2 protein-coding genes and 2 pseudogenes are annotated in these 4,065 nt (G+C 64.7%); 1 reads left to right on the top strand and 3 read right to left on the bottom strand.

Annotated elements, in window-relative coordinates; all coding sequences use genetic code 11:
* Positions 1-633 (bottom strand): annotated as a pseudogene (locus AD89_RS0117525) (molybdopterin molybdotransferase MoeA); the annotation flags it as partial.
* 136 nt (positions 634-769) lie between these two features.
* On the opposite strand from AD89_RS0117525, the gene AD89_RS0117520 reads away from it, so the two are divergent.
* On the top strand, positions 770-1,627 hold the full coding sequence (locus tag AD89_RS0117520; protein WP_442853641.1) for a CPBP family intramembrane glutamic endopeptidase: 858 nt from the start codon (positions 770-772) through the stop codon (positions 1,625-1,627).
* 169 nt (positions 1,628-1,796) lie between these two features.
* Here the strand turns inward: AD89_RS0117520 and AD89_RS0117515 are convergent, their stop codons facing one another.
* Together AD89_RS0117515 and AD89_RS0117510 are read right to left on the bottom strand one after the other, a co-directional pair.
* On the bottom strand, positions 1,797-3,266 hold the full coding sequence (locus tag AD89_RS0117515) for a peptide MFS transporter (RefSeq protein ID WP_025780948.1): 1,470 nt from the start codon (positions 3,264-3,266) through the stop codon (positions 1,797-1,799).
* Positions 3,267-3,413: 147 nt separating this feature from the next.
* Positions 3,414-4,065 (bottom strand): annotated as a pseudogene (locus AD89_RS0117510) (MFS transporter); the annotation flags it as partial.

Below are 4,065 nucleotides of genomic sequence, written 5' to 3'. Positions count from 1 at the left end.
GGCGGCCGCCTCGGTGAGGGTCCCATCCGACCGATCAGCACCCTGGATTTCGTCACCAGTGACGATCAGGCCGACGCGGGGCCTGCGGACGACGCCGATCTCGATGATGCCGAGCATCGCGAGCGTGCCGACCCCGGCCGAGGTGATCCGCTCCCCCGCGGTCAGGACGATGTCACCCCGGCTCATGTCCTCGCCGACTGCACGGATGTTCCAGCCAGGAGGCACTGACTCGGGAAGAGAATCGATCCGGATGGCCTCGGGGGCCGGACCGGCCTGCTGAGCGTCGGTGAGCTCGACGGGAACGACCGCCTCGGTGTCGGTGGGCACGGGAGCTCCCGTCATCACCCGCACCGCGCATCCCGGTTGCAAGGCGACGGGGCCGTGACCGGCGGGAATGTCGCCGACGACTCGAATGGACGTGCCGTCGCGGGCTGCGTTCAGGGCAGCGCCGTCGAGGGCGAACCCATCCATCGCCGAGGCGGCGAAGCCGGGCACCGATCGCGGGGCTGTGATGTCCGTCACCGTGGTGCGTCCGGCGGCGGTGCGCAGCGGCGTCGTTTCGGTGTGCAGACTCGGCGCCAGATCGGCGATGAGCTCGGAGCAGATGAGCTCGGAGTAGTCCTCTGGGTCCAATGATGTCCTTCCCTCGCTTCGATCCTACTTGCGATTCGATACGGCCGGGCCCGATGGTCCGGTGCGGCCGGGACCGGACCATACGGTGCGAGTCGCGTCGGGTCATCCAGTGCAGCTCGCGCCGGGTTCGTCTACAGTGTGGAGCGTGGACACTGACCGAGCAGTAACCATCGCGCCCTCGCAGTTGAAACCGATCAGCTGGGAGGCTGCCGCGGCTGCCCTGTTGGCAGTCTCGGCAGTTGTGCTCTTCGGTGTGGGAACGACGTTTCCGCAGGTCCGCGCCTTCGGGTACGGTCCGATGCTCGCTGCTCTGGTCACCGCGTGGAGTGTCAATCGGCGCTTCGCCAGAGACCTCAGCATCATCGCCGCCTGTCTCGCACTCATCTCGGCGATTTCGGTCGAGGCCGATATCTCCTGGACGAACATCGCCCGCATGGGTGTGGTGCTCTCCGCCGTCGTCATCGGCCCGTGGCTGGTGACCCGGTACGTATTCCAGGACCGGACGATCCAATTCCCGCTGCGGCGCGGCCAACCCTGGTCGCGGCTGGAGTGGGCATGGCTGGTCTTCGTCGTCGTGGTCGCGTGGGCGGTGCTGCCGCAGTACTTCATGCGCACCGGGGTCTACCTCAACTGGCCGCCGCTGACGAACTGGTCGGAGATCGTCCGACTGTTCTTCGGGGTCAATGCCGTGGGCATCTGGGATGAGCTGTTCTTCATCTGCACGGTCTTCGCCCTGCTGCGCACACACTTCTCGTTCTGGACGGCGAACGTCTTCACCACGATCATCTTCGTCTCGTTCCTCTGGGAGCTCGGCTACCGGTCGATCGGGCCGCTGCTGACGATCCCCTTCGCACTCGTGCAGGCCTTCATCTTCACTCGCACGAAGTCACTGCCCTATACGGTCACGGTGCATCTGCTCTTCGACGCGCTCGTGTTCCTCACGATCGTCCACGCCCACCACCCTGACGCGCTGCCCATCTTCATCGGCGTCTGACACCGTCATCAGAGTCCGAGTCGCAGCGGGCAGCCTCTCGACGCGCGGCGGCAACGCGCTGAAGAGACACTTTCGGACAGCGATGGTCGCCCGGGATGACGCAGGTCCCTCCGAGCCGGTGACTCGGAGGGACCTGCGTACGGTGGTGACTGTTCGCGCGGCAGCGGACTCAGCGGATTCCGCGCAGCAGCTTCAGCATCGGCTTCGTCAGGGTGAGCGCGAGCAGGCCGAGCACGACCGTCGAACCGCCGACCGAGAGCCAGTAGGGTGCCTGATTGGCAGTGTCGAAGTACCCGCCGAGCACACCGGACAGTGCCGTTCCCACACCCGAGGCGAGGAAGAACACGGCGATCATCTGCGACTGGAAGACCTTCGGTGCGACCTTCGTCGAGAACGACAGTCCCACCGGCGAGATGAGCAGCTCACCGAAGACGAACACGGCCAGGGTCAGAGCAACCCACAGCAGCGGCGTCTCATTGGGGCCGGCCTCAGCGAAGGGCAGGAACATGAGGAAGCCGATGCCGATGAGCACGAGAGACAGTCCGGCCTTCACCGGTGTCGAGATCTGCTTGGGTCCGAGCTTCATCCACACCGTGGCGAACAGCGGGGCGAAGACGATGACGAAGAACGCAGGGATCAGCTGGATCCAGTTGATCGGCATCTCCCACCCGAAGATCGAGCGGTTGAGCTGCGTATCCGAGTAAACGGTCAGAACACCGAAGATCTGCTGGTACATCGACCAGAAGATGACGACGGTGATGAAGAACGGGATATAGGCAAGGACGCGGGAGCGCTCGTCGCCATTCGTCTGCGGCGAGGTGTACATGACGATGAAGTAGCAGGCGGCCGCACCGGCAGAGACTCCGGCGATCCACCAATCGAGATTTTCAGGGTTGACGATCTTCGTCATCCACAGAATGACGGAGAGGAGAACGACGACCACGACGGCCACGAAGAAGAGGTAGAGCTTGTTCTTCGGCAGCGGATTGACCGCGACACGGGACTCCGGCGGCAGGCTCCTGCGACCGGTGAGGTAGATGATGAGGCCCAGGGCCATGCCGATTGCGGCGGCCCCGAACCCGTAGTGGAAGCCGATGTTCTTCTGCAGCAGACCGGTGAGCAGCGGGCCGAGGAGGGCGCCGATGTTCACGCCCATATAGAAGATGGTGAAGCCGGCGTCACGGCGCGGGTCCTTCTCTTCGTAGAGTTCACCGACCAGTGCCGAGGCGTTCGCCTTGAGACCGCCGGAGCCGAGTGCGACGAGGATGAGGCCGATCGCCACTCCCCCGTAGCCGGGGATGAATGCCAAGCAGATGTGGCCGATCATGATGATGACGGCCGAGTAGAAGAGGACCTTCTCCGCTCCGGCCAGCCGGTCGGCGAGCCAGGCGCCGAGGATGGTGGCGAGGAAGACGGCACCGCCGTAGGCACCGACGATCCCCACGGCCGTGCCCTGCTCCATCCCCATGCCGCCGTCGGTGACGCTGAAGTAGAGGTAGATGGCGAGGATGCCGTTCATCCCGTAGTAGGAGAATCGCTCCCACAGTTCCAGGCTGAACAGCTGCATGAGCGGCAGAGGGTGTCCGAAGAAGCGGGTATCGCTGCGGACGGCCTCGGTCGTCGAGGTGCTTGAAGACATTGTGTGCTTTCCGTAGTGGTGTGAGAGGCCACGATCCGTGGCGCACTTCACGATGGACCAGCGGACATCCTACTCCTCGGTTTTGCCGTGGTCACACCTGGCAATGCCTGGGACACGCTGTCCCAAAAAGCGGAAATTCAGAGTGATTCAGATCTCTTCATCGGCCTCTGCTACGCGCCTGCGTGACGGCTTGTCGCCTCGTCGATCGCCGCGTCTGTCGACGAACAGGTTGAGCACACCGGCACACAGGACGATCGCCGAGGCGGCCACCGGAACAGCCATCGCCACGGCCGTCCCCAGATCCTCGGCGAGGATGCCGTTGACCGCTGAGGACACCGATTGGCCGACGATGATCGCCGACCCCGCCATCGACATCACGGTCGCCGACCGCCCGAGCGGGGCGCGTTCGGCAGCGAGGCTGAACAGGGTCACCAGGCTCGGTCCGATTCCCATGCCCATGAGCAGCAGTGCCACGACGATGACCGGCATCGATTCCGTCGACGCGAGGATGATCGACCCGGTGCCCATTATCGGCGCGAAGCACAGCAGCCGGGCCCACAGCGCGAACGATGCGGGGAAGAGCGCCACAGAGATCGCCAGCACCGCCGAACCGATGCCCATGACCCCGTAGATGAGACCGGCCTCCTCCGGTCGTCCGATGTCGTTGGTCAGCGCGGTCAGGGCGGTCAGCGTAGAGCCGAACACCATTCCGACGCCGAAGACGCCGAGGATGATGACGAAGACACCTGGGGTGAACATGTCCTTGGCCGGGGCACGCTCGCCGAGGCTGCTCGACGTC

The sequence above is a fragment of the Brevibacterium sp. VCM10 genome, assembly GCF_000583215.1.
In the GTDB taxonomy this organism is placed as follows: domain Bacteria; phylum Actinomycetota; class Actinomycetes; order Actinomycetales; family Brevibacteriaceae; genus Brevibacterium; species Brevibacterium linens.
Note: the sequence above shows the minus strand (reverse complement) of the source record. Positions and strands in the feature narration are given on the sequence as shown.

Excerpts from the sequence above, each read along its gene's own strand:
- AD89_RS0117515 (WP_025780948.1), bottom strand. The coding sequence starts at position 3,266 with ATGTCTTCAAGCACCTCGACGACCGAGGCCGTCCGCAGCGATACCCGC.